We start from the raw sequence: 21,121 nt of genomic DNA on the forward strand, positions 1-21,121 counted from the left end.
CGACGCTACGGGTTTTGCCGCCTGGTGGAAAGCGTTTAGGGCAGGGGCTGGATCTTGGTGTAATCCGGTCCGATGCAGCAGGGCAGGCCGTCATCGAGTTTCAGCCAGCGCAGCATTTCCTCATGCGCCACGTGTAGCGTGGGTTCCAGCAGATTTGGGTCCTCCAGCGTCGCCACGTACAGGTGCATGACGTCCGACATGGATTTCGAACGGAACGAGATCGGCGTGCCGCAGTTGGGGCAAAAGCTGCGCTCGACACCGGGGGACGAGTTGAAGGTCCTCGGCGTTTCCCCGGTCCAGCGCCATTGCCCGTCGCGCACACCGAAATAAGTCGTCATCGGAGCCGCGCATTGCCGCCTGCAACTGTCGCAATGACAGGTCACGCAGGACAGGACCGGAGGGTCAATTTCGAACCTGACGGTGCCGCAAAGACAATGACCTCGCATGGTACTCCTCACAATCGTGCGCCCTGCGTCGCAGTATCAGCAGTTCGGCACGTTCACCGCCAGTCCGCCTAGAGATGTTTCCTTGTATCTTTCGTGCATGTCGAGGCCGGTCTGACGCATGGTTTCGATGGCCGCGTCCAGTGGTACGAAATGCTGCCCGTCGCCACGCAGCGCCAGTGACGCCGCCGAGACGGCTTTGATCGCCGCCAGACCATTGCGTTCGATGCAGGGCACCTGCACCAGCCCGGCAACCGGGTCGCAGGTCATGCCCAGATGATGCTCCAGCGCAATCTCGGCGGCGTTCTCCACCTGTTCAGGTGTACCGCCCATCACGGCGCACAGACCGGCGGCGGCCATGGCCGACGCGCTGCCGACTTCGGCCTGACAGCCTGCCTCGGCACCCGAGATCGAAGCGTTGTATTTGACCAGACCGCCAATGGCGGCTGCCGTCAGCAGGAAGTCCTCAACATGGCTTTCCGATGCGCCGGGCACGTGGTCGAGATAATAGCGCAGAACCGCTGGCATCGTGCCAGCCGCCCCATTGGTAGGGGCGGTGACGACCTGACCGCCAGCTGCGTTCTCTTCGTTCACCGCCATGGCATAGACGCTCATCCAGTCATTGATGGTGTGCGGCGCGTTCAGGTTCATGCCGCGTTCGGCCAGCAGCGCATCGTGAATGCCCTTGGCGCGGCGGCGCACGTTCAGACCGCCGGGCAGGATGCCGTCGGTCTTCAGGCCGCGCTCGATACAGTTGTTCATGACCTCCCACAGGCGGGCAGTACCCTTGGCGAAACTGTTGGCACAGCCACGCGCGATTTCGTTCTCGCGCTTCATCTGAGCGATGCTCTTGCCGCTGTCCTTGGCCATCTCCAGCATTTCGGCGGCCGAATGGAACGGGAAGGGCACGGGCGGGCCGTCATTGGTGTCTTTGCCCTCGGCCAGCTCCTCTTCGGTCAGAACAAAGCCGCCGCCGACAGAATAGTAGACCTGCCGCAGGATCACGTCGCCCTGCGCGTCGGTCGCCATCAGGATCATGCCATTGGCATGTCCCGGCAGGTTGTTGTCGTAGTCAAAAATCAGATCAGCCTTGGGGTCGAATTTCAGGGTGGGCAGCCCTTCCGGTGTGACCGAATGTGTCTTTGCGATTTCGGCCAGCGCGGTCTCGGCCTTATCATTGTCATAGGTGTCCGGCACGAAACCGGCCAGTCCGAGGATGGTCGCACGATCCGTCGCATGTCCGACCCCTGTAAAGGCCAGCGAACCATGCAATGACCCGCGCAATCCCGCAAATTCGAACGGAGATGCTCGCATCAGATCCAGAAACCGCGCTGCGGCGACCATCGGCCCCATGGTGTGAGACGAAGACGGGCCGATGCCCACTTTGAACATATCGAAGACAGATAGAAACATGTCAGGTAGCTGAGCCTTCTTGAGGAGTAGCATAAGTCGGAGACGTGAACGGGGTAACCCCCAATCCCTCGGCCGCGATGGCGGCGCGGGTTGCGGGGCGGGATTCGAGCAGCATCAGAATTTTTTGCAGATGCGGTGTGTCCGCCAATTGGTACCAGCTGCGATCGGACCGGGCAGGGTAGAGCGCCATCCAGCGCATCTGGCAGGCGAGGTAATAGGTCAGAACCGAGGGCTGATCGGAGTGCAGCCAACCGGGTGCTTTCTTCGCTTCGGCATCCAGAACGCGGAGATGTTGGCGCAGACGCGGGCGGATACCGGCGCGTAGCACCTCGGCCTGCGCGCCGTCGATATACTTGTCGGCATAGAACAGGATGCGCAAATCGGCGTGCAGTGTGTTTGAGGCAAAGAAAAGCCATTTCAGAAACGCCGCGCGGTCTGGGCTGTGTAGTGCAGGGGCCAGTTGGGAATGCGTGTCCGCAAGCCAGAGAAGAATGGCGGCCGTTTCGAAGATCGGGCCCTGCGGCGTTTCAAGCACCGGGATAAGCCCGTTAGGGTTCAGCGTCCTGTACGTCGCACTGTTCTGTGCATCACGGCGGCGATCCACCAGTGCTGTGTCGTAAGGCACGCCCATCTCTTCCAGCGCCAATCTGATCACCAGAGAGGCGTTGTCGGGGGCATAGTGCAGGCAATACGGCGCGTTCATGGAATCTATGTATACCGCAGTAATGATGCCGAAAGCCTCGATTGCGACGTTTCCGTTCGGAAACGCGCATTTTAGCGTCATGTTTGCTTGGAAAATCGGTGAATTGGCTCTCGCAGTTGCCTGTAGCATTCCGTATAAGTCCGGCAGCAAAATAGGGGAATGCTGCCATGACCGGAGATCTGTCACCCATCGACAAGGCCAAGTATGTTGCCGCGCGCCGTGCTGCGGATTTGGTGCAAGACGGAATGCGCGTTGGTCTGGGCACGGGATCGACCGCTGCCTGGATGGTGCGCCGTCTGGGCGAGCGGGTGCAGGAAGAAGGGCTGCGGATCAAGGGGGTCCCGACCTCAAGCCGCACAGCGCAACTGGCCCGCGAAGTCGGGATTGAAGTGGTCTCGCTGGATCAGGCCGGTTGGCTGGACATGACCATCGACGGCGCGGATGAGTTCGACGGAGAGTTGAACCTGATTAAAGGCGGCGGCGGTGCACATCTGCAGGAAAAGATCGTCGCTACGGCCAGCGACCAGATGGTGGTGATCGCCGATGCGGGCAAAGAGGTCGAAACGCTGGGCGCCTTCCCCCTGCCGGTTGAGGTCGTCCCCTTTGGTTGGCAGACCACGCGCACCCTGATCGAAGAGGCACTGGACACGATGGACGTTCTGGGCACATCGGCCGCGCTGCGTATGAACGGCGAAGCACCGTTTGTGACCGATGAGGGCAACCACATTCTGGACCTGCACCTGCAACGCATCGGAAATGCGCGGCAACTGGCGCTGGTACTCAATCAGGTGCCGGGCGTGGTCGAGAACGGCTTGTTCATCGACATCTGTGACAAGGTTGTGATCGGGCATGGCGATGGTCGGGTCGAATTGCGTGACATCAACGAAGGTACAGTCGAGACTGATCAGCCGACAGATGGCAGCGAGAACTTGTTTTCGGATCTGGCTGACTGACACCGGTTGTCGGAAATGTAGCTCTGAACGTTAAAGCGCAGTGTTTGGTTTTGAGTTCGTCGCATTTTCTGCAACAGCAAGGGTTGGCAGCATGTCATTCAGCTCCAGATACTCATTGAATTTTAGCCTGATTGAATAAAGGAACTCACGATGAGCTTTGACTATGATCTGTTCGTCATCGGCGGAGGCTCGGGCGGGGTCCGCGCGGCGCGGGTGGCGGCTGGCGAAAACGGGGCCAAGGTGGCACTGGCGGAAGAGGATCGTTACGGCGGCACCTGCGTCATCCGGGGCTGTGTGCCGAAGAAACTGATGGTCTTTGCCAGCGAGTTCTTGGGGATGGTTGGTGATGCGCAGGCCTATGGCTGGGACATTCAGCCCGGTGCGCTGAACTGGAAGACCTTCCACGGCAAGCTGGTGACTGAACTGGACCGGCTGGAAGGCATCTACCGCAATATCCTGAAGAACAACGGTGTCGAGAGCTTTGACCAACGCGCCACTGTAGTTGACGCCCACACGGTTGAACTGACCGATGGGACCCGCAAAACCGCCAAGCATATCCTGATTGCCACCGGTGGCCGCCCGGTTGTGCCTGATTTTCCCGGCTCGGATCTGGCCATCACGTCGAACGAAATCTTTCATCTGGAAAAACTGCCCGACTCCATCCTGATCGTAGGCGGCGGTTATATCGCCAGCGAGTTTGCCGGGATCATGAACGGGATGGGGGTGAAAACCACTCAGTTCTATCGCGGCGCGCAAATCCTGCGCGGCTTCGACGAAGAGGCACGTGGTCTGATTTGTGAAGAAATGCGCCAGAACGGCATAGATGTGCGCCTTGGCACCAATGTGCTTGAGATGACCAAAGAGGGCGACAAGATCCGCGTCAAAGCCACCGACGGCACTGAGGACCAGTTTGACGTTGTGATGTACGCAACCGGTCGTGCGCCCAATGCCGACAAGATGGGGCTTGAAGAAACCGGCGTCGAACGGGGCCGCAAAGGTGAGATCGTGGTAGACGAATATAGCCAAACCGGCGTGCCTTCGATCTTCGCCATCGGGGATGTGACCGACCGGGTGAACCTGACACCTGTTGCGATCCGCGAGGGCATGGCCTTTGTCGAAACCGTCTTCAAAGGCAACCCGACGCCGGTGGATCATGAACTGATCCCGACCGCAATCTTCACGCAGCCTGAGTTCGGCACCGTGGGCCTGAGCGAGGAAGAAGCTGCCGCGCAGGAGCCAATCGAGGTGTATGCGACCTCGTTTAAACCGATGCAGAAGGCATTTGCAGGTGGGACGCAGCGGGTTTTGATGAAACTGATCGTCAGCCAGGCGACGCGCAAGGTGCTGGGCTGCCACATCGTGGCACCGGGCGCAGGGGAGATGATCCAACTGGCGGGCATCGCGGTGAAAATGGGCGCGACCAAGGAAGATTTCGACCGCACGGTGGCGGTCCATCCGGTCATGGCCGAAGAACTGGTGACAATGCGACAACCCGTTCGTACTGCTTGATTTGCAAGCGCGCGCAACCAAGTTACAAGGGACACCGTGATCACACGGTCCAACACGAAGGAAATGATTCATATGGCGGGCAACAGCGGTGGCCCCTGGGGGGGCGGAGGCTCTTCCGGTGGCGGAGGAAATCGGGGTAACAACGGGGACGGGCGCAAGCCCCCCGAAGGCGATGGCCCGCAGATCCCCGAGATCGACGAGTTGATGAAAAAGGGTCAGGAACAGTTGCGTGTCCTGATGGGTGGCCGCGGCGGCGGTCAAGGCACTGGTGGCGGTGGCCCGGTTTTCACCAAAGGCACCGTTTTGATTGGTGTGGTAGTGGCGGCCGTGCTTTGGGGCGCAGCCAGCTTTTATACCGTAAAGCCGGAAGAGCAGTCGGTTGAATTGTTTCTGGGCGAATTTTCGGCTGTTGGAAACCCCGGCCTGAACTTTGCCCCATGGCCATTGGTGACCGCTGAGGTCATTCCGGTTACCCGCGAACAGACTGAGGATATGGGTGGTACGCGCGGCAGTGACGATGGTCTGATGCTGACCGGCGACGAAAACGTGGTCGATATCGACTATCAGGTAGTCTGGAATATCAGCGACCCGGCGAGGTTCCTGTTCAACCTGCGGGACCCTCGTCAGACTATCCGGGCAGTTTCGGAATCGGCCATGCGTGAGATCATTGCTCAAAGCGAGCTTGCACCGATCCTGAACCGTGATCGTGGGATCATTGCGGACCGGCTGCAGGAACTGATCCAAGCCACGATGGATAGCTATGATTCGGGCATAAATATCGTCCGTGTGAACTTTGACAAGGCCGACCCGCCGCAGGACGTGATTGCCGCCTTCCGCGACGTTCAGGCCGCTGCGCAGGAACGTGACCGTCTTCAGAACGTCGCTGATGCCTATGCCAACCGCGTTCTGGCTGAAGCCCGTGGTGAAGCCGCACAGGTTCTGGAAGAGGCAGAAGCCTATCGCGCCCAACAGATCAACAGCGCACAGGGTGAAGCCAGCCGTTTCAGCGCGGTTCTGGAAGAGTATTCCAAAGCACCGGATGTGACGCGTAAACGTCTGTACCTTGAACGGATGGAGCAGGTTCTGGGTGACGTCGACAAGATCATTCTGGACGAGAACTCGACTGGTTCGGGGCAGGGCGTCGTGCCGTATCTGCCGCTGAACGAGCTGCGCCGCAATCAGGCCGAGGAGAGCAACTGATGCGTAAATCACCTATTATCCTCATCCTCGTCGTGATCCTGGGTGTCGTTGGCCTGTCTTCGATATTCATCGTGGACGAACGTGAACGCGCGCTGGTTCTGCAGTTCGGTCGTGTCGTCGCGGTCAAGGAAGAACCCGGTCTGGCGTTCAAAATTCCGGTCATTCAGGAAGTTGTCCGGTATGACGACCGTATCCTGTCGATTGACGTTCAACCCCTTGAGGTGACGCCGCTGGATGACCGCCGTCTGGTTGTCGACGCCTTCGCGCGTTACCGGATTTCGGATCTGAACCGGTTCCGTCAGGCCGTTGGTGTTGGCGGTATCCCGGTTGCCGAGGATCGTCTGGACCGTATTCTGCGCGCCGAAACCCGCGAAGTACTGGGTTCAGTCTCGTCGCGTGACATCCTCAGCTCGGACCGTGCCGCGCTGATGCTTCGCATCCGCAATAGTGCGATTGCCGAAGCACAGGCGCTGGGCGTCAGCGTGATCGACGTGCGTCTGAAGGCAACCGATCTGCCTCAGGCAAACCTCGAAGCAACCTTTGACCGGATGAAGGCCGAGCGGGAACGCGAGGCCACCGACGAGCGCGCCCGTGGTAACGAAGCTGCGCAGCGTGTTCGTGCGCAAGCTGACCGGACCGTGGTTGAACTGGTGTCAGACGCCAACCGCGAGGCCGAGATCATCCGCGGTGAGGCGGATGCCGAACGCAACGCGATCTTTGCTCAGGCTTACGGTGCGGACCCGGAATTCTTTGAATTCTACCGCTCATTGTCGGCCTATGAGAATGCGCTGCAGGGCAATAACAGCTCGTTGGTGTTGAGCCCGGATTCCGAGTTCTTCAATTACCTCGGTTCGCCGACAGGTCGCCGGGCAACTGCCGGTGCGGCATCCGAATAATGGGAATGGTCCTTCTGGCCCTCGGGCTGGTTTTGATTGTCGAGGGGCTGGCCTATGCGCTGGCCCCTTCGCTTATCGAACGTATGCTCGAAGCCCTGAGGTCGCTGCCCGAACAGGCGCGGCGGTTGGCTGGGCTGTTATGTGTCGTCAGCGGTTTGGTGTTGCTCTGGGGTGCGTATCAAGTCGGGTTTTAAGACAGTGATTTCAATTGCAGGTGATTTCACTGCGATCACGAGTTGCGAGCTTGGCTAAACCGACTACATTGGATGCCAAGAGGGATCGCCTGAGGGTGGTTCCGCCAGAATTGTCGACAAGGAGTTCCCAAGTGCAGGCACAAGCACGCAGTATTTCCGTCCGGCGGGACGATGGTGTTGGATTCATGCGGCTGATGTGGCTGGCTTTTGCCGGAATGCTTCTGGTTTTGGCTCAGGCCGTTGCCGCGCAGGCGCGGAGTGAAAGTCTGGCACCCCTGGCTGAAAAAATCAGCCCGGCGGTGGTCAATATCACGACCACAACCCTGATCGAGGGGCAGACGGGTCCGCAGGGCATCGTGCCCGAGGGGTCTCCATTCGAGGATTTCTTTCGCGAGTTTCAGGACCGCAACGGCGACGATGGCAATCGGCCGCGCCGCAGCAATGCGCTGGGATCGGGATTCGTGATTTCGGAGGACGGGTACATCGTCACCAACAATCACGTCATTTCCGAAGCCGATGAAATTCTTGTGGAGTTCTTCCCCGGTGACGGCCAGCCAAAAAAAGAACTGCCCGCCAAGGTTATCGGTACGGACGAGAAAACGGATATCGCTCTGCTGAAAGTCGAAGCCACCGGGCCGCTGCAATATGTGAAGTTTGGCAACAGTGACATTGCGCGTGTGGGCGATTGGGTAATTGCCATGGGCAACCCGCTGGGGCAGGGGTTTTCGGTTTCTGCAGGTATCGTCTCGGCGCGAAATCGAGCGCTGAGCGGGTCGTATGACGATTACATCCAGACCGACGCGGCCATCAATCGGGGCAACTCGGGCGGACCGCTGTTCAACATGGATGGCGAAGTGATCGGTGTGAACACAGCTATCCTTTCGCCGAATGGCGGCTCGATCGGGATCGGCTTCTCAATGGCTTCCAACGTGGTGGTCAAGGTCGTCGACCAATTGCGTGAGTTCGGTGAAACCCGCCGCGGTTGGCTGGGTGTGCGCATTCAGGATGTGACCGAGGATATGGCCGAAGCCATGGGGCTGGATAAGCCGGGCGGTGCGCTGATCAGCGATGTGCCGGAAGGTCCGGCCAAGGATGCAGGGCTGCTGGCCGGCGACGTCATCCTCAGCTTCGACGGTGTCGAGGTTGAAGACACGCGCGGTCTGGTCCGTCAGGTTGGTGAGACCACTGTCGGCAAATCTGTTCGCGTTGTCGTACACCGCGATGGCGGAACGCAAACCGTTCTAGTGACACTGGGCCGGCGTGAAGATGCGGAACGGGCTGACGACGGCGAAGAGGATACCCCAGATGCTCCGTTAGAGGAAAATGCCGATATCCTTGGGCTGACAATTTCGCCGTTGACCGACACGATGCGCACGGATTTGGGTCTGGACGCTGATGCGGAAGGCCTGGTCGTCACCGAAGTGGATGAGGCATCGGAAGCTTATTCCAAGGGGCTGCGCGCGGGCGAACTGATCACCGAGGCCGGGCAGCAAAAGGTGACCTCGATTGAGGACCTTGAGGCGCGCATGGACGAGGCGCGCGAAGCGGGCCGTAAGTCGCTGTTGTTGCTGGTACGCCGTGGCGGTGAACCCCGCTTTGTGGCGCTGAGCCTCGGCGAATAGTGGATGACCAGAACGCGTTAAAAGGCCGGGTTTGAACCCGGCCTTTTTTTCGACTTTCGGTCAGAAATTCGACAGCTTGAGATACAACCTCTGCCAAAAGTGAGCCATACGCCGGGGAGGCATATGGCTCTGATACAGGGAGAGGTCAGTGGACAGATATCGGGGATGATTCTCTGACCTCCTACGGTAACAATTTTTAAGGTAAGCTTAACGCCGCTGCGTGTATGTGAAGCAAGTCACAACGGTGTCAGATCAGGTCGGACTCGGCCAGTTCCTTCAGGGCTTCGAAGTCCTGAATCATCAGCCCCCCACGCGACGCCTCGACCACATTGTCACGTTTCCAGGACGAAATGGTCTTGGATACGGCCTCGCGCGTGGCGCCGACAAACTCGGCGAGTTCGCTTTGCGACAAGGCGATACGCGTCGCTGGTCCATCCTGAAGTTCGGACAGATGCAGCAGCTTGCGGGCCAGACGTATCGGCATTGGTAGAAAGACCTGCTCATTCAGCTGCGAGCCCATCCACCGCATGCGCAAACCGGCCAACCGGATCATGTCAACCGCCAGATCGGGATGCAGACGGATTTGGTTCATGACATCGCCCTGGCGAACGCGCAGGACGCGCGACGGTTCGGCGGCTGCAATGGTTGCCGTGCGTGGTCCGCTGTCGAACAATGCAATCTCACCAAAGACCTCGCCGGGGCGCATCAGGGTCAGAGACAGTTTGCGACCGCTCATCGCCAGAAAAGACACTTCGAGCGTGCCTTCCAGAATGGCGTAAAGCGCGTCGCCTGCGTCGCCCTGTTCGAACAGAACATCGCCCCGGTCCAGAGAAATCTCGGACGCCTGGGCGGCGAGCATGGCTTTCAATCTGTCAGAAGCTTCGGACAGAAAGCCGCTATCGGGGAAAGCCGTCATGAGTGTTTGGTGCTCCGGCTGTAAGTGGTGAGTGGTGTCTCAACTTTCCACAGCTTCGGCGCTAAGCCAAGGTTTTTGTCGGATTTTCCGTGTCGTCAGGACAAATAAGGGCGTCAAAACGCCCTAAACGCATTGGGAGAGTACCTCTGAACTCAGCTCGCTTACTGGTGGTCCGGGTCATCCATGTAGCTTTGCAACAGATTGAACTGCAGCATTAAAAACACCATCAGAGCGATGGGAAAGCCGAAGGTCTCGATCTTGACCCACAGATCCGTCGACATTGTTCGCCAGACGAATTCGTTGGCGACGGCCAGAACCGCAAAACATCCGCACAACCGCCGGGTCAGGATCATCCAGCCCTCATGGCGCATGGGCAGCATTTCGTCCAGAACATAGGCCAGGTAGGATTTCCCTTGCAGCAGGCCGATACCGAGGATCACCGAAAAGAACCCGTAGACCAGAGTGGTTTTCATTTTGAAAAACCGTTCGTCATTGAACCATGCGGTCAGGCCGCCAAAGAAAATGACCATGAAGGCGGTAAAAATCTGCATCCGGCTGAGCTTGCCCGTCAAAATCCAGAGAATACCCATTGCCGCCAACATGAGCGGAACAAAGATGATGGTAGCCACAATGAAGCCGGAGTATTCAGTGCCTCCGATCAGAAAGCTGTCATCACGCAGGCGCAGGTAGATGAAGAAGAAAGCCAGGGGTGGCCCAAGTTCGAGCACCTGTTTCAGAAATGGATTGATTTCTTTTTTGCCTGTCATAACGGTTTCCTGCTGCTTACCCGCCCATTTCAACTATTACGGCGCCCAATGCAATCAATGCCATCAGCGCAATCCGCCTTGGTCCTACGGTTTCTTTCAGGACCAGCCATCCGATGAGAGCAGCAAACACGGTCGAGGTTTCGCGAAGGACGGCGGCTTCTCCGACTTTGTCCAGTCGCGTGGCCAGCATGATCGCTCCGAATGACATAGGAGCGATAATTCCGCCTGCAAGACCTCGCAACATCAATGGGCCAATGGCCGGGCGGTTGATCATGGCGCGCCATCTGAGAAAGGCATAAATCGGCATCGTTGCCCCGTCGATCATGAAGAACCAGGCCAGAAAGGTGAACGGATCGGCAGTGGCGCGTATTCCGTAGGCGTCGTAGGTGGTATAGAGCGCCACGAACAGGCCCGTCGCTATGGCCAGAACCAGTGCGATGCCAAGTGTCTCGCGGTTGGTTTCCAGAAACCGGAGATTATAGGCAGCCAGACCGAAGATACCAGCCAGCAGGACGCCTACCCCGAACCACTGTGTGCCTGTGAAGATTTCTCCGAACAGCAGATAGGCCCCGATGACCGTGAAAAGCGGCCCGGTACCGCGCACGACAGGGTAGACGACGGTGTAGGAGCCCTTGGTATAGGCCATGGCCTGCAAGATCTTGTAGGCAACGTGAATCAGCCAGACAGTTGCGAAAATGGGCCACATGTAAGGCTCTGGCCAGGGCACCACAAAAAACGCAAAGGGGGCGGCCATCAGGCAGTAGCTGGCGTCGATGGCGCCGCGCGACATCCACGGGTCATGACGGCCTTTTTGCAGTGCTCCGAATACCGCGTGCAAAAAGGCGGCCATCAGGGCCAGCCCAAGGGCGAGTTGGTGGCCTGCTTCTGTACCTTCGAGGGAGATCAGCCAGTCGCTCAAATGTGAACCTTTTGCCGGATAAAGAGGGTGGGGGGTGTTCACCCCTACACCTACCGAGGAGATTTGTAGCCAGATGAAGGCCCGGATCAACCTTGTTCGAAGCCGGTAAGGGCGGCGGCGAATTCTTCGGGGTCGAAGGGAGCAAGGTCATCAATCTGCTCTCCGACGCCAATGGCGTGAATCGGCAGGCCGAACTTGTCCGCCAGTGCCACCAGAACGCCGCCCTTGGCGGTGCCATCCAACTTGGTCATCACAAGGCCCGATACATCGGCCAGTTTCTGGAAGGTATCCACCTGGCTCAGTGCGTTTTGGCCAGTGGTAGCGTCGAGAACCAGCAGAGTGTTATGTGGCGCGGTTTCGTCCTTTTTGCGAATAACTCGGACGATCTTGGCCAGTTCTTCCATCAGGTCGGCGCGGTTTTGCAGACGGCCAGCGGTGTCGATCATCAACAGATCTGCGCCTTCTTCCTGTGCCTTGGTCAAGGCGTCGAAAGCAAGGCTGGCGGGGTCGGACCCTTCGGGGGCGGTCAACACTGGTACACCCGCGCGGTCGCCCCAGACCTGAAGCTGTTCAACCGCAGCAGCACGGAACGTGTCGCCTGCCGCGATCACAACTTTTTTGCCGGCCGCCTTGAACTGGCTGGCAAGTTTGCCGATCGTTGTGGTCTTGCCCGACCCGTTCACGCCAACGACCAGCACCACCTGCGGGCGCTTGGGGTAGATGGGCAGCGGTTTGGCGACAGGCTTCATCACGCGGGCGACTTCCTGCGCCAGAAGCTGTTTGATTTCCTGCGTCGAGAGTTTGCGGCCATATCGGCCCTCAGCCATGTTCGCGGTGACACGCAGTGCGGTGTCAACGCCCATGTCCGAAGTGATCAGCAGCTCTTCGAGCTGTTCCAGCATGTCGTCGTCAAGCGTGCGGCGCACAGCGGTTTTGGCTTCGCTGCGCCCGAACAGACGCCCCAGCACGCTTTTGGATGGCCCGGCCTCGGGCGGGGGTGGGGCGGGTGTTGGATCGGCAGGTGCAGGCTCGGGCGTTTCAACCGGTTGCGGCGCTGGCGTGGGGTCCGGAACTTCCGGCACCGGTTGGGGAACTTCCGGCACTGGCTCAGGCTGCGGTTCGGGATCGGGGATAAATGGGTCCGGCGCGGCTGTTTCCTCTCCACCGTCTTCGACGATAGCTTCAAGCCCCTGTTCGAGGCGGGACGATGATTTGAACAGCTTGTCCTTGAGCTTTGAGAAAAACGCCATTTTTGGTCTCCGCAGATGTTCCTCTCACCTAATGCGGAATTACGGCAGTTGCAAAGGGTCAGAGAAACGCGATCAGCAAACCGGCCTGCGCACCCCAGTACAAAACCCAGACCATGTACGGCGTGACTCTGTGGGCGGGATGGTCCGGATTCAGCAGGAACTTCTCAGTCGCCAGAATCAGGTCCGACGCGATAAAGGCCAGCGCGGCAGGTAAAGCCCAACGCAGGTTACCCGTTTCGGGCAGTGACAGCACGGCAATGCCCATGCCCAGAATAATTGGGATATAACCCAGAACCGGACCTCTGAGATCCCCGGCGCGCGGCGCAATCAGGGTGGCGGCAACGATACCAAGAATGATGAGGGACCAAAAGTACCCGGGTTTGTCGAAGATCAGCGCGGCATTGCTGGTCGGGTAGGTGAGAAACAGGACGATGTAAGCCAGATGCCCAGCCGCGAAGGCCCCGATACCGGCCATAAAGGTATTGTCCGTATCGCGCGACAGCAATGCGTCGCCCACAGCACACAGGGCAAGGGCGAGGGCCAAAAGAAGAGGCGCCGCGTTGACGAGTGCAATCACGGCCAGAAGGGCAACCGACACTGTCTTTAATACAGAACGCATTGTACTGGCCGGCCGAGGCGACATTGGCAGATAAGCCAGGGCACAAGCGCCTGCGATCCAGAGTAATGCCGTCGTCATGGATGGTCCCCCGTTTTCCTCAGCATCGTCTCAGATTCCGGTGCAACTCAACCGGTGACGTAAAGGCAGGCCATTCTGCGGAATTGGTGATTGGCGGAGGCCAATCTCATCTGACAAAGTAGGCCCATGTTCAGATGTCTGGCGATTCTTCTGTTACTGCCCGCACATGCAGTTTCCGCGCAATCAGCGCTGTCCGGTGCTGAATTCGACAGTTACACACGCGGCAAAACCCTGTTTTATGGGTTTCAAGGGCAGGTGTACGGGGTCGAGCGTTACTTGCCGAACCGCCGTGTCATCTGGTCGTTTCTGGACGGTGATTGCAAGGAAGGTCTCTGGTATGAACAGGGCGACCAGATCTGTTTTATCTACGAAGACCGCCTGGACCCGCAATGCTGGGTATTCACCCGGTCAGCGGGCGGCCTGATCGCTCAATTCGAGGGGGATCCGGCAGAGACAGAGCTTTACGAAGCCGAAGACATTGACGAGGAAATGGTCTGCTACGGACCCGACGTTGGCGTATAGGCGCCTATCTTCAGAACAGTGATCCCTGATCCGGTGCATCCTTTTCGGGTGCTTTCTTAGGGCCAGACCGAGGTGCTGCGGTTTGCCCGGTGGTCAGCACTCCATCGGCAAATTCTATCTGAAGCGTACTGTGTTTCGCGGCCTGTTCTTTCGTTGTCAGCACCTGATCATCCGCCCGCACCACCGCATATCCCCGCTGCAACGTCGCTTTGTAGCTGAGCGTTTCGCGTAGCCGATCGGTGGCGTCGAGTTGTTGCCGCATCCGATCAAGACGCGTCGCTTGGGCCGTATTCATGCGGTCAGCCAGCCGGTAGATGCTTTGGCGATGTACTTCGATCTCTCGCTGGATCGGGCGCAATGTCAGACGCGAGGACAAATTTCGCACCGCTTCCTGCCGCGCGGTGACGAGATTTCGGAGGGTAGACGGGCGCAAGTGAGCGGACAGTTTCACTACTTGCAGATGGCGATTCTGGACGCCGCGCTCCAACGCTGGAGTCAGGCGATCTGCAATCAGATCAAGCCGTTGTCGCGGTGTGTTCAGCAAGCTGTCCGGACGTGGTAGTGCGCGGGACAGGTCGCGCAGACGCTGCGCGCGCCTTTGAACGGCGTCGGTCGCTGCGCGGGACAGGCGCGCGCCTTGTTCGCCGGTCCAGGCCAGCAACTCTATGCGGACAGGCACTGCCAGTTCGGCGGCGGCGGTTGGTGTTGGTGCGCGACGGTCCGAAACAAAATCGATCAGCGTAGTATCCGTTTCGTGTCCTACAGCTGAAATCAGGGGAATTGTCGAAGCCGAAGCAGCGCGTGCGACAATCTCTTCGTTGAAGCCCCAAAGGTCTTCGATCGACCCACCACCCCGGGCGACGATAATCAGGTCGGGACGTGGAAGCGCGCCACCCGGCGTCAACTGGTTGAATCCGTTTATCGCGTTCGCCACTTCGGGCGCGCAGTTCGATCCCTGAACAGCCACCGGCCAGATCAGCACTTTGCGCGGAAAACGATCACGCAGTCGGTGTAGAATGTCGCGGATCACGGCTCCGGACGGAGAGGTTACGACTCCAATAATCTGTGGCAGATAGGGTAGGGGCTTTTTGCGCTCGGGCGCGAACAGGCCCTCGGCCTCGAGCTGTTTTTTGCGCTTTTCCAGCAGGGCCATCAGCGCGCCTTGCCCGGCGACGGCGACCTCATCGACATTCAGGTTGTATTTCGACTGCGCTCCAAAGGCGGTCAGGCGGCCGGTGACAACAACCTCCAGTCCTTCCTCGGGGACAACGGACAGGCCCGATATCTGGCCTTTCCACGTGGTACAGGCCAGTACGTTCCGATCATCCTTGATGTCGTAATAGAGGTGACCTGACCGAGCCTTGAACACGCGGCCGACCTCACCGCGCACGCGGATTCGGCCAAAGGCGCCTTCAAGCGTGCGTTTCACCTCGCCCGAGATGTCCGAAACAGTGTATTCAGGTGTGTTTTGACCGGGAATGGGGTCGTCAAGCAGGTCGGACATTTCAGCGCCTTGTGTCAAATGCCCGCCCAGCTTAGAACGCCCCGAAGGCAAGGCCAAGCAGATCGGAGAGCATTCATGAATATCCTCATTCTCGGCAGTGGTGGGCGGGAACACAGCCTGGCTTGGGCGGTTATGCAGAACCCCAAATGCGATCGTCTGATCGTGGCGCCGGGCAATGCCGGGATCGCGCAGATCGCGGACTGTGCCGCGCTGGATATCGAGAACGGTGGTGCGGTTGTCAGCTTCGCTGAAGAAAACGCGATTGATTTCGTTATTGTCGGCCCCGAGGCACCTCTGGCGGCAGGTGTAGCGGATCGTTTGCGCGAGGCGGGTGTGCTGGTGTTTGGACCTTCGGCGACGGCGGCGCAATTGGAAGCCTCGAAAAGCTTTACCAAGGAAATCTGTGACGCGTCGGGTGCGCCCACTGCGGCCTATGCTCGGTTTACCGAAGCCGAACCTGCCAAAACCTATATCCGCGAACAGGGCGCACCGATTGTGGTCAAGGCCGATGGTCTGGCCGCAGGCAAGGGCGTGATCGTCGCGATGGATGAACAAACCGCTCTGGACGCGATCGACGACATGTTTGGCGGAGCCTTTGGCGGGGCTGGGGCCGAAGTGGTTATCGAAGAGTTCATGGAGGGCGAAGAGGCGTCTTTGTTCGTGCTTTGCGATGGCGAAGATATCCTGTCCGTCGGCACCGCGCAGGACCACAAGCGTGTGGGTGAGGGCGACACCGGCCTGAACACTGGCGGTATGGGAGCCTATTCCCCGGCGCCGGTTCTGAGTGCCGAGATCGAAGCGCGCGCGATGGAAGAAATCATCCGTCCGACCGTGGCAGAGATGAAGCGCCGCGGTGCGCCGTTTCAAGGCGTTCTCTACGCGGGGCTGATGATCAAGGACGGTCAGCCGCGGCTGGTTGAGTACAACGTGCGTTTTGGTGATCCGGAGTGCCAGGTTCTGATGATGCGTCTCGGTGCGCAGGCAATGGACCTGATGCACGCTGCCGCCGAGGGCCGTTTGGGCGAGGCCCGCGTCAACTGGGCGGACGATCACGCTCTGACGGTCGTGATGGCGGCAAATGGCTATCCCGGTTCGTATGAGAAAGGAACTGTAATCAACGGGTTGGAGGGCCTTCCTGAAGACAGTAAGAACATGGTGTTCCACGCCGGCACCAGGTCCTCTGACGGGCAGTTGGTCGCGTCGGGCGGGCGCGTTCTCAACGTGACGGCGCGCGGCGATACGTTGCAAGAGGCGCGGGACCGCGCCTATGCCATGGTGGATGGAGTTGACTGGCCGGATGGGTTCTTCCGTCGTGATATCGGCTGGAGGGCGCTCTGACCTGAGAGGCTCCCGCGCCCTGACGCCGCATCAGAGATGCAACGCCAAAGGCCTTGGGCCGGGCAGCCCGCTTTCGCGGGCTGCGTCGGTTCTAAAGATCACAGGCCATTGCCTGATTCATAGCGGTGGGTGAGAAACGACCCAATGTCTCACTCATCCAGTCTTCATCGTACCGAACACTGACAATGTTCTGCCAATCCGCGCTGGCTATGACGAGTTCTGGTCCCGCGCCGCAATCTCTTATGCCTCCAGTGATAAAATCCTCTCCGATTCGATGATTGGTCAGGCCAGGCAGAGTGGCGATTTCGGTCAACGCACCGTCCTGAAAGCGCCAGATTCGAAGGGTTTTGGCCAGATGAGGGCGGTCAATATAAGCAATCTCGACAAGGCCATCGCCATCCAGATCCGCTGCGCCGATTGGGGCAAGCCAGCGAAAACGGGTGCCGATATGGGGCGTGGCGGCGATCTTTTCTCCGCGCGCGTCGTAGATCGCCAGTTGTGCCCCGGTGTGGACGCTGGATTCGACGACGATGACTTCATTTGATCCATCCAGATCGATATCGGCCAGACGCGGGGCGAGGTCTTCGAAGACGCGATTAAGCGGCAATTTGATGGTTATGACCGAGCGTTTGTAGACCGGCTGGATGAAGAGCCGTTGAGGTGATGTATTCGAAACAGTGAGTTCCAGTGTCCCGTATTCGATGTCGTCGCCCAGAACGCCATGGGCGTAGCGATTGGTCGGATCGGTGTAGCGGGCGCTCGTGATGGTTTCGGCTGCTGCTGCGGTCGTTTCTCCCGCCAGCCACAAACAAAACGCAAGCCGCGCGCCGCGTGCCCGGCGTCGCCACGGACGAGCGGGTTGGCGCGGCGCTTTGGGGTGCATCAGATCTGTTTTTCCGGCATCTGTACGACCAGACCGTCCAGTTCGTCGGTGACTTTAATCTGACAGGTCAGGCGCGAGCGGGCAGGATCGGGTTCATAGGCAAAATCCAGCATGTCCTCTTCCATGTCATCCTTACCCGGAATTTTCTCGACCCAGTCGGGGTGAATGTAAACATGGCAGGTCGAACAGGCACAGGCACCGCCGCAATCGGCCTCGATGCCGGGGATGTTGTTGTCACGGGCTCCTTCCATGACGGTCAGTCCGTTGGCGACTTCGACTGTATGTTCGGTACCGCCATGCTCGACATAGGTGATCTTTGCCATTGCGTGCGTCTTCCTTTTGCGATGTTCGAAACCTTCCTTAGTCAAGGCCTTTAGTTCTTTCCAGTCTCATTTGCGTCTCAGCATGCTGCGACTGGACTTTCCTGCTGTTTGTTCTATTTTTGTTCTCATGCTTGTTGCTCCTGCCCACTCCATAGTGTCAGACCGGGACTGGCCGCGCCCGCCTGCCTGCCTGCCTGCCTGCCAATTGGATGCCCCGCCCGAGGGCGCGCGTGTGGCTGTGGCGGGGCTGGTGATCCTGCGGCAGAGGCCGGGGACGGCCAAGGGAGTAATCTTTGTCACGCTTGAGGATGAGACAGGCATCGTCAACGTCGTGGTCTGGCGCAAGATCTACGAACGTTTCCGCCGCGCGGTGATTTCAGGGCGGCTGCTGCGGGTGACGGGCCGGATGCAGCGGGCGCATTCGGTGACTCATGTGATCGCGGAGGAGATCGAGGATATCTCGGGGATGCTGGATGTCTTGGTAAGAGGCGGCGCGGTAAGCCCGTCCTGAAAGACAAGCTAACAGTCTGCATTTCAGTACACGGAGAAAATCTTCGGTATCAAATTGCTAACGGCAGATTGATCCGCCGCGGCGGCGTGCAGTATCAAAATGGAAGTGCCCTTTGTGATACCGATCTGCGTCAGGGCCAAGCACCGTGCCGAACAAACCGCAGGCCCCACTGTGCAGACTGCGCATGACCTCGCGCGAGTTTTCAGCGTCCCACCCACTGCCAACGGTAACAATGGTGCCATCCTTTAGCACGAACGCAGAAATATCGATCGCGCGCCCCCGTGCATGTTCCGAAAGACGCGCAAGGGGTTGGTTATTCTGTGTCTTGCAGGAATAGTGACCGGCAAGACGCATTCCCTTCAGGCCCCCGCCCTGATCGGCAAAGGCTGGTTTGGCCGTGTTTTCAATCCAGGTTTTAAACGTAACTGCGGTTTCGCAATCCATCAGAGCCAACTGACTGAGAAAGACGTCGGAAATCACACGGACCTCAACAGGGTCTGCAATTCCGCATCCGTAGTATTTTCCTGTGATAGGTTTGCGGGTTGTCCCCAGAATGGTCCAATCGCCACACAGCGCGCCGCGCTGCCGCATTTGTTCACGTCCGAGCGCTATTTTGCGAAACTTGCAGGGGCGCAACTCAGGCCGTAACGAGACCAATACCTCTCGCCCCCGAGTGGTTGAGAGCGCCGCAGGCGCGTCCTCTGGGCTGGCGTCAAAGTCGCTGGGTGTCACTGATGCAAGGATTTCGGTGGGTTGCGAGTGTGACCCGTCGGCACATTCCGGCGCTGCCTGCGCCGTGCCTGCATATAACATCAATATGGCGACCAGTACCCGCATTGGACCGGGTTGTTCCTTTCCAAATTTCACTCAATCGGTTTACACCAACTCAGCCTAACTCACGCTTTAGGCTCAGCGCACGGAAAAATGTAGAAAAACGAGCTGTTTCCGTTTTTGGGTGTCGTGCGCAGAAACGATTTTTGGCGGGGCCAATTTCCCAATAATCAGCAGTTTACTGAATGAGGCTGAGGCCGGAATCGTGAATGTGGCAGTCTGGCGCAAATCTGCGAGCAGTTCCGCCGTGCGGCGATCTCAGGGCGTTCGTTGCGGGTAACGGGCAGTACGCAGTGGGTGCATTTGGGTTTCCTTGTGGCTGTAGTGGAGATTGAGAACAGCATCATGGATGCTGGATGAACTGGTGCCGGGGGGGTAGTCTGCTTTGCGGACTTTGCTGCCGTTAGATTTTGGCGCACAAGGACGCTAAATTTCAAATCGCAGCACACTAAACGAGGAGGGCAGGCATGTGGTGGATAATCAGCGGCTTGATCATCTTTTTTGCATACCTAAGCCTGCGAGATCGCCAACCGTACCGGCGCCGTGAAAAAACTTCCACCAAGTCCTATGAACCACTTCCGCAACCCATAAAAGTGTTTCACGGCGTTGGCAGCGGAATAATCAGTTTCAATGACGAAAGAACCCGAATTGAAATAATTCAACAATTCGAAGGAAAGGCAAAGGTTTATCTGCTGCGCAACTACTCAGAACCATTGCCGCAAGAGCTTTTGGCGTTCCTGCGTGAATTTTCCAATCTGGGTATGATGGCCTTTCCCAACGGTGGTAGGATGGGCAAAAGCATCGAGATTAGAACTGAGTCTGAGCTACTCATTCAAGTGAACGCCAGCACGGGGATGTACTGGACTGATCCTGACTATGGTCACATTGACCTGAAAGTTGATCCAATCCGATAGTTAGACAGGCAGCTAAGAGCTCTATGCGGTCTTTCATTGCGATATCGCTTAGCGACGATGTAAAGGCAGCTTTTGCGCCCTTGCAACGCGCGCTGCCGGTCGGCCGACTGGTATCGTCGGACAACATGCATTTGACGCTAGCCTTTCTGGATGATCAGACCGAGGAGACGTTAGAGGAATTGCATGAAGAGCTTTCGATACTTTCAGCTCCACCCTTCGGCGTCACCTTTTCAGGGATCGAAAGTTTTGGGCAGGTTCTGGCTGTTGTGGTGGAGGATTGTCCGGCACTCATAGCTTTGCACCAAAAAATCCAGACTGCCATGCGGCGAGCCGGGATCGTGCTGCCCCGCCGGCGCTTTCGCCCGCATGTGACTATTGCTCGCTTCAAACCAGGACAACGCGAGGCGGTTCAGCTCGTCCAACGTCCGCGCACTATGAGCGCCTTGCCAAAGATGCCGGTGACAGGCTTTACCCTATACCAATCGACCTTGCGTCCAGAAGGTGCCAGACACGAAGCCTTGGCGCATTATTTGCTCAGGTGACGGTGTGCCGTTGCAGCCAAACCGGCCAGCGCTTGGCATACATGTATGACAAAAAAACGATCACTGTTGATCGCCCGTCCAAAAAACGCTCCTTGGTGCGGTTGCAGCGATAACTCTGTTTGTCCGCCCCTTGCCTTTACTCGCCGGTACTCCAAATGTCCGGTTTCCGCTTATTGCGATGTGCCGCGCAAGCGAAAGGCTGAAGCATGTTAGATGGCATCTGTGGGTGGCTCCTGCATTGCAAGAGTTTATTGGCGATTTTTGCGGTCGT

At 58.4% G+C, this 21,121-nt stretch carries 23 protein-coding genes; 11 read left to right on the top strand and 12 right to left on the bottom strand.

Annotation, left to right across the window (positions count from 1 at the left end; translation table 11 throughout):
* Positions 1-35: 35 nt before the first annotated feature.
* From GOX66_RS02460 to GOX66_RS02470, 3 genes are read right to left on the bottom strand one after another with little or no spacing between them, the layout of a single operon-like run.
* Positions 36-446 carry a GFA family protein gene (locus tag GOX66_RS02460; RefSeq protein WP_170759227.1) on the bottom strand — a complete coding sequence of 137 codons (411 nt, stop codon included), beginning with the start codon at positions 444-446 and terminating at the stop codon, positions 36-38.
* Positions 447-482: 36 nt separating this feature from the next.
* Positions 483-1,856: an L-serine ammonia-lyase gene (locus GOX66_RS02465; protein WP_170759229.1), complete on the bottom strand. Its 1,374-nt coding sequence runs from the start codon at positions 1,854-1,856 to the stop codon at positions 483-485.
* A gap of 1 nt (position 1,857) precedes the next feature.
* A complete protein-coding gene (locus GOX66_RS02470) occupies positions 1,858-2,559 on the bottom strand; it encodes a glutathione S-transferase family protein (RefSeq protein ID WP_170759307.1) in 702 nt (233 codons plus the stop codon).
* A 167-nt stretch (positions 2,560-2,726) separates the two neighbouring features.
* Between GOX66_RS02470 and rpiA the strand changes: the two genes are divergently transcribed.
* The 6 genes from rpiA to GOX66_RS02500 all read left to right on the top strand — a co-directional run bounded on the left by rpiA (position 2,727) and on the right by GOX66_RS02500 (position 8,933).
* Complete coding sequence (rpiA, locus tag GOX66_RS02475; protein ID WP_170759231.1) at positions 2,727-3,512, top strand: ribose-5-phosphate isomerase RpiA; 786 nt, start codon at positions 2,727-2,729, stop codon at positions 3,510-3,512.
* A 150-nt stretch (positions 3,513-3,662) separates the two neighbouring features.
* Complete coding sequence (gene gor, locus GOX66_RS02480) at positions 3,663-5,021, top strand: glutathione-disulfide reductase (protein WP_170759233.1); 1,359 nt, start codon at positions 3,663-3,665, stop codon at positions 5,019-5,021.
* 72 nt (positions 5,022-5,093) lie between these two features.
* Complete coding sequence (hflK, locus tag GOX66_RS02485) at positions 5,094-6,221, top strand: FtsH protease activity modulator HflK (RefSeq protein ID WP_170759235.1); 1,128 nt, start codon at positions 5,094-5,096, stop codon at positions 6,219-6,221.
* Positions 6,221-7,117: a protease modulator HflC gene (hflC, locus tag GOX66_RS02490; protein WP_170759237.1), complete on the top strand. Its 897-nt coding sequence runs from the start codon at positions 6,221-6,223 to the stop codon at positions 7,115-7,117. The genes hflK and hflC overlap by 1 nt, the downstream gene beginning before the upstream one ends.
* Positions 7,117-7,311, top strand: a complete 195-nt coding sequence (locus GOX66_RS02495) for a DUF2065 domain-containing protein (protein WP_068334486.1) — start codon at positions 7,117-7,119, stop codon at positions 7,309-7,311. The genes hflC and GOX66_RS02495 overlap by 1 nt, the downstream gene beginning before the upstream one ends.
* Positions 7,312-7,442: 131 nt before the next feature.
* Entirely contained in the window at positions 7,443-8,933 is a 1,491-nt protein-coding gene (locus tag GOX66_RS02500) for a Do family serine endopeptidase (RefSeq protein WP_170759239.1), read from the top strand.
* 247 nt (positions 8,934-9,180) lie between these two features.
* On the opposite strand, the gene GOX66_RS02505 is transcribed toward GOX66_RS02500, so the two are convergent.
* The 5 genes from GOX66_RS02505 to GOX66_RS02525 form a co-directional block, all read right to left on the bottom strand.
* Positions 9,181-9,849, bottom strand: coding sequence for a Crp/Fnr family transcriptional regulator (locus tag GOX66_RS02505; protein ID WP_170759241.1), 669 nt, complete (start codon positions 9,847-9,849; stop codon positions 9,181-9,183).
* 161 nt (positions 9,850-10,010) lie between these two features.
* The gene (locus tag GOX66_RS02510) at positions 10,011-10,616 is read right to left on the bottom strand and encodes an inner membrane-spanning protein YciB (protein ID WP_170759243.1); all 606 of its coding nucleotides are present in this window, start codon (positions 10,614-10,616) and stop codon (positions 10,011-10,013) included.
* A 16-nt stretch (positions 10,617-10,632) separates the two neighbouring features.
* Complete coding sequence (locus GOX66_RS02515) at positions 10,633-11,535, bottom strand: EamA family transporter (protein WP_170759245.1); 903 nt, start codon at positions 11,533-11,535, stop codon at positions 10,633-10,635.
* A gap of 86 nt (positions 11,536-11,621) precedes the next feature.
* Entirely contained in the window at positions 11,622-12,785 is a 1,164-nt protein-coding gene (gene ftsY, locus GOX66_RS02520; protein WP_170759247.1) for a signal recognition particle-docking protein FtsY, read from the bottom strand.
* A 58-nt stretch (positions 12,786-12,843) separates the two neighbouring features.
* Positions 12,844-13,482, bottom strand: a complete 639-nt coding sequence (locus tag GOX66_RS02525; protein ID WP_170759249.1) for a lysoplasmalogenase family protein — start codon at positions 13,480-13,482, stop codon at positions 12,844-12,846.
* A 126-nt stretch (positions 13,483-13,608) separates the two neighbouring features.
* Between GOX66_RS02525 and GOX66_RS02530 the strand changes: the two genes are divergently transcribed.
* Positions 13,609-14,004, top strand: a complete 396-nt coding sequence (locus tag GOX66_RS02530; protein ID WP_170759251.1) for a hypothetical protein — start codon at positions 13,609-13,611, stop codon at positions 14,002-14,004.
* Between the two features lie 10 nt (positions 14,005-14,014).
* Here the strand turns inward: GOX66_RS02530 and xseA are convergent, their stop codons facing one another.
* Positions 14,015-15,508, bottom strand: coding sequence for an exodeoxyribonuclease VII large subunit (gene xseA / locus GOX66_RS02535; protein ID WP_170759253.1), 1,494 nt, complete (start codon positions 15,506-15,508; stop codon positions 14,015-14,017).
* A gap of 75 nt (positions 15,509-15,583) precedes the next feature.
* On the opposite strand from xseA, the gene purD reads away from it, so the two are divergent.
* Positions 15,584-16,846 (top strand): phosphoribosylamine--glycine ligase, encoded by a 1,263-nt coding sequence (gene purD / locus GOX66_RS02540; protein ID WP_170759255.1) that lies wholly within the window; start codon positions 15,584-15,586, stop codon positions 16,844-16,846.
* A 91-nt stretch (positions 16,847-16,937) separates the two neighbouring features.
* Here purD and GOX66_RS02545 read toward each other — a convergent pair whose 3' ends face one another.
* Entirely contained in the window at positions 16,938-17,729 is a 792-nt protein-coding gene (locus GOX66_RS02545; RefSeq protein ID WP_174822618.1) for an FG-GAP repeat domain-containing protein, read from the bottom strand.
* The gene (locus GOX66_RS02550; protein ID WP_170759256.1) at positions 17,729-18,052 is read right to left on the bottom strand and encodes a 2Fe-2S iron-sulfur cluster-binding protein; all 324 of its coding nucleotides are present in this window, start codon (positions 18,050-18,052) and stop codon (positions 17,729-17,731) included. Before GOX66_RS02550 ends, GOX66_RS02545 begins: the two co-directional genes overlap by 1 nt.
* Before the next feature lie 127 nt (positions 18,053-18,179).
* Here GOX66_RS02550 and GOX66_RS02555 point away from each other — a divergent pair, with 127 nt between their 5' ends.
* Positions 18,180-18,563 (top strand): OB-fold nucleic acid binding domain-containing protein, encoded by a 384-nt coding sequence (locus GOX66_RS02555; RefSeq protein ID WP_237212434.1) that lies wholly within the window; start codon positions 18,180-18,182, stop codon positions 18,561-18,563.
* A 57-nt stretch (positions 18,564-18,620) separates the two neighbouring features.
* On the opposite strand, the gene GOX66_RS02560 is transcribed toward GOX66_RS02555, so the two are convergent.
* Entirely contained in the window at positions 18,621-19,400 is a 780-nt protein-coding gene (locus GOX66_RS02560) for an extensin-like domain-containing protein (RefSeq protein WP_170759260.1), read from the bottom strand.
* Positions 19,401-19,861: 461 nt separating this feature from the next.
* Here GOX66_RS02560 and GOX66_RS02565 point away from each other — a divergent pair, with 461 nt between their 5' ends.
* On the top strand, positions 19,862-20,308 hold the full coding sequence (locus tag GOX66_RS02565) for a hypothetical protein (RefSeq protein WP_170759262.1): 447 nt from the start codon (positions 19,862-19,864) through the stop codon (positions 20,306-20,308).
* Between the two features lie 23 nt (positions 20,309-20,331).
* Entirely contained in the window at positions 20,332-20,850 is a 519-nt protein-coding gene (gene thpR, locus GOX66_RS02570) for an RNA 2',3'-cyclic phosphodiesterase (RefSeq protein WP_170759264.1), read from the top strand.
* Positions 20,851-21,121 lie beyond the last annotated feature (271 nt).

Source organism: Ruegeria lacuscaerulensis, assembly GCF_013031245.1.
Lineage (GTDB): Bacteria > Pseudomonadota > Alphaproteobacteria > Rhodobacterales > Rhodobacteraceae > Ruegeria > Ruegeria lacuscaerulensis_C.

What these genes read in the sequence shown, in the direction of transcription:
- GOX66_RS02460 (WP_170759227.1), bottom strand. Translation starts at nt 446, where the DNA reads ATGCGAGGTCATTGTCTTTGCGGCACCGTCAGGTTCGAAATTGACCCT.
- GOX66_RS02465 (WP_170759229.1), bottom strand. Translation starts at nt 1,856, where the DNA reads ATGTTTCTATCTGTCTTCGATATGTTCAAAGTGGGCATCGGCCCGTCT.
- GOX66_RS02470 (WP_170759307.1), bottom strand. Translation starts at nt 2,559, where the DNA reads ATGAACGCGCCGTATTGCCTGCACTATGCCCCCGACAACGCCTCTCTG.
- rpiA (WP_170759231.1), top strand. Translation starts at nt 2,727, where the DNA reads ATGACCGGAGATCTGTCACCCATCGACAAGGCCAAGTATGTTGCCGCG.
- gor (WP_170759233.1), top strand. Translation starts at nt 3,663, where the DNA reads ATGAGCTTTGACTATGATCTGTTCGTCATCGGCGGAGGCTCGGGCGGG.
- hflK (WP_170759235.1), top strand. Translation starts at nt 5,094, where the DNA reads ATGGCGGGCAACAGCGGTGGCCCCTGGGGGGGCGGAGGCTCTTCCGGT.
- hflC (WP_170759237.1), top strand. Translation starts at nt 6,221, where the DNA reads ATGCGTAAATCACCTATTATCCTCATCCTCGTCGTGATCCTGGGTGTC.
- GOX66_RS02495 (WP_068334486.1), top strand. Translation starts at nt 7,117, where the DNA reads ATGGGAATGGTCCTTCTGGCCCTCGGGCTGGTTTTGATTGTCGAGGGG.
- GOX66_RS02505 (WP_170759241.1), bottom strand. Translation starts at nt 9,849, where the DNA reads ATGACGGCTTTCCCCGATAGCGGCTTTCTGTCCGAAGCTTCTGACAGA.
- GOX66_RS02510 (WP_170759243.1), bottom strand. Translation starts at nt 10,616, where the DNA reads ATGACAGGCAAAAAAGAAATCAATCCATTTCTGAAACAGGTGCTCGAA.
- ftsY (WP_170759247.1), bottom strand. Translation starts at nt 12,785, where the DNA reads ATGGCGTTTTTCTCAAAGCTCAAGGACAAGCTGTTCAAATCATCGTCC.
- GOX66_RS02525 (WP_170759249.1), bottom strand. Translation starts at nt 13,482, where the DNA reads ATGACGACGGCATTACTCTGGATCGCAGGCGCTTGTGCCCTGGCTTAT.
- GOX66_RS02530 (WP_170759251.1), top strand. Translation starts at nt 13,609, where the DNA reads ATGTTCAGATGTCTGGCGATTCTTCTGTTACTGCCCGCACATGCAGTT.
- xseA (WP_170759253.1), bottom strand. Translation starts at nt 15,508, where the DNA reads ATGTCCGACCTGCTTGACGACCCCATTCCCGGTCAAAACACACCTGAA.
- purD (WP_170759255.1), top strand. Translation starts at nt 15,584, where the DNA reads ATGAATATCCTCATTCTCGGCAGTGGTGGGCGGGAACACAGCCTGGCT.
- GOX66_RS02545 (WP_174822618.1), bottom strand. Translation starts at nt 17,729, where the DNA reads ATGCACCCCAAAGCGCCGCGCCAACCCGCTCGTCCGTGGCGACGCCGG.
- GOX66_RS02550 (WP_170759256.1), bottom strand. Translation starts at nt 18,052, where the DNA reads ATGGCAAAGATCACCTATGTCGAGCATGGCGGTACCGAACATACAGTC.
- GOX66_RS02555 (WP_237212434.1), top strand. Translation starts at nt 18,180, where the DNA reads ATGCTTGTTGCTCCTGCCCACTCCATAGTGTCAGACCGGGACTGGCCG.
- GOX66_RS02560 (WP_170759260.1), bottom strand. Translation starts at nt 19,400, where the DNA reads ATGCGGGTACTGGTCGCCATATTGATGTTATATGCAGGCACGGCGCAG.
- GOX66_RS02565 (WP_170759262.1), top strand. Translation starts at nt 19,862, where the DNA reads ATGTGGTGGATAATCAGCGGCTTGATCATCTTTTTTGCATACCTAAGC.
- thpR (WP_170759264.1), top strand. Translation starts at nt 20,332, where the DNA reads ATGCGGTCTTTCATTGCGATATCGCTTAGCGACGATGTAAAGGCAGCT.